Origin of the sequence: Nocardia sp. NPDC058497 (assembly GCF_042720195.1) — a bacterium.
In the GTDB taxonomy this organism is placed as follows: Bacteria; Actinomycetota; Actinomycetes; order Mycobacteriales; family Mycobacteriaceae; genus Nocardia.
Window position 1 is genome coordinate 1 of the sequence record NZ_JBHXMY010000770.1, and the last position, 2,312, is coordinate 2,312.

Consider the following 2,312-nt stretch of genomic DNA (forward strand, 5'->3'; position numbering starts at 1 on the left):
ACCCGCCGGGGGATACCCCCCGCGCCCCCCCCCCACCGCGCCCCCCCCGCCCCGCCGGCCGCCCCCCCGGGCGGCCCCCCCCCGGCCCTCGTCGTACGGCTGGTGGATCAGCCCGCGCTGATCGAACTGAACAGGTTCTGGATGGTCTGCAGGATGATCTCGGTCAGCAATTCAGCGGCGGAACCGGCCATGACAACACTCCTCGTTTACGAGTCCTCATCAGGTGTAACGAACATGTGAAGCGTGCCCTATCCACACTGGATCGCGTGGCGTTTTCGTGAAAAAAATTCACACAACCCAGAAAACGAGAAGGCCGCGTCCCTGACGGAACGCGACCTTCCCCAGAACGAGTGCCTACAGGTACTGACCTGTATTCGACTCGGTGTCGATCGCGCGACTTGCCGAGGCGTTCTTGCCGGTGACCAGCGTGCGGATGTAGACGATCCGCTCACCCTTCTTACCCGAGATCCGGGCCCAGTCGTCCGGGTTGGTCGTGTTGGGCAGGTCCTCGTTCTCGGCGAACTCGTCGACGATCGAGTCGAAGAGGTGCTGTATCCGCAGACCCGGGTTACCGGTGTCGAGCACGGACTTGATCGCGTACTTCTTCGCCCGGTCGACGATGTTCTGGATCATCGCGCCGGAGTTGAAGTCCTTGAAGTACAGGACCTCCTTGTCACCGTTGGCGTAGGTGACCTCCAGGAACCGGTTGTCGTCGCTCTCGGCGTACATCCGCTCGACGACCTTCTCGATCATCGCCTCCACGCACGCCTGCTTGTCGCCGTCGAACTCGCGCAGATCGCTCTCGTGCAGCGGCAGCGTCTCGGTGAGGTACTTGGAGAAGATGTCCTGCGCCGATTCCGCGTCCGGCCGCTCGATCTTGATCTTCACGTCCAGGCGGCCCGGCCGCAGGATCGCGGGGTCGATCATGTCCTCGCGGTTGGACGCGCCGATCACGATGACGTTCTCGAGGCCTTCGACACCGTCGATCTCCGAAAGCAACTGCGGCACAACGGTGGTCTCCACATCGGAGGAGACACCCGAACCGCGGGTGCGGAAGATCGAGTCCATCTCGTCGAAGAACACGATCACCGGCGTGCCCTCGGAGGCCTTCTCGCGCGCACGCTGGAAGATGATCCGGATGTGACGCTCGGTCTCGCCGACGAACTTGTTGAGCAGCTCGGGGCCCTTGATGTTGAGGAAGAAGGACTTGGCCTCCTTGGCGTCCTCACCGCGGGCTTCGGCGATCTTCTTGGCCAGCGAGTTGGCGACGGCCTTGGCGATCAACGTCTTACCGCAACCCGGCGGACCGTAGAGCAGCACGCCCTTGGGCGGGCGCAGCGCGTACTCGCGGAACAGATCCTTGTGCAGGAACGGCAGTTCCACGGCGTCGCGGATCTGCTCGATCTGACGGCCGAGGCCACCGATGTCGGTGTAGTCGACGTCGGGAACCTCTTCCAGCACAAGGTCTTCGACCTCGGCCTTGGGCACCCGCTCGAAGGCGAAGCCCGCCTTGGTGTCGACCAGCAGCGAATCACCGGGGCGCAGTTTGCGAATCGGGGAATCGGGGTCGTCGATGTCGTCGTACTCGGCGATCTTGGACAGCGGGCCGGACAGCCAGACGACGCGCTCCTCGTCGGCATGACCGACCACCAGGGCGCGCCTGCCGTCGTCGAGAATCTCGCGCAGCGTGCCGATTTCACCGATGGCGTCGAACTTTCCGGCTTCGACGACGGTGAGCGCTTCGTTGAGCCGGACGGTCTGGCCGTACTCGAGCGTCGCGACGTCGATGTTGGGCGAGCAGGTGAGGCGCATCTTGCGACCGGAGGTGAAGACGTCGACCGTCTGATCGTCATAGCTGTGGATGACGATGCCGTAGCCGCTGGGCGGCTGGCCCAGGCGATCGACTTCCTCCCGCAGGGCTATCAGTTGCTGGCGCGCTTCTTTGAGCGTGTCCATCAACTTGCCGTTGCGGATGGTCAGCGAATCGATCCGTGCTTCCAATTCGCGTGCGCGATCCGGCGAGTCGGCGAGTTGCCTGCGGAGAGCAGCCGCCTCGGCGCGTACCGCCTCGAGCTCTCGCCAGGCCGCCGAATCCGAATTCTCGTTGGGGCTCATGATGCTGCTCCTCCCAGTCCCGGTCTTTCAACGCTACCGGGCGCGGTCCGTTCTCGCTTTCCGACATGGTTTCGTCGTGATCACATCTTGTACGGCGATAGGCCGGTCCCGGGCCGTGTTAGGCTCCCCTAACACCCCCCCCCCGGGCACACGGCCCGGGCACACCCCCCACCAGCCGAAAAGGTGGAGTGCCATCG

The 2,312-nt window shown here is 64.2% G+C and carries 1 protein-coding gene; it reads right to left on the reverse strand.

Annotated features, from left to right (window positions below):
• Window positions 1-354: 354 nt before the first annotated feature.
• Window positions 355-2,115: a proteasome ATPase gene (arc, locus tag ACFWPJ_RS30710; RefSeq protein WP_378856695.1), complete on the reverse strand. Its 1,761-nt coding sequence runs from the start codon at window positions 2,113-2,115 to the stop codon at window positions 355-357.
• Between the last annotated feature and the right edge of the window lie 197 nt (window positions 2,116-2,312).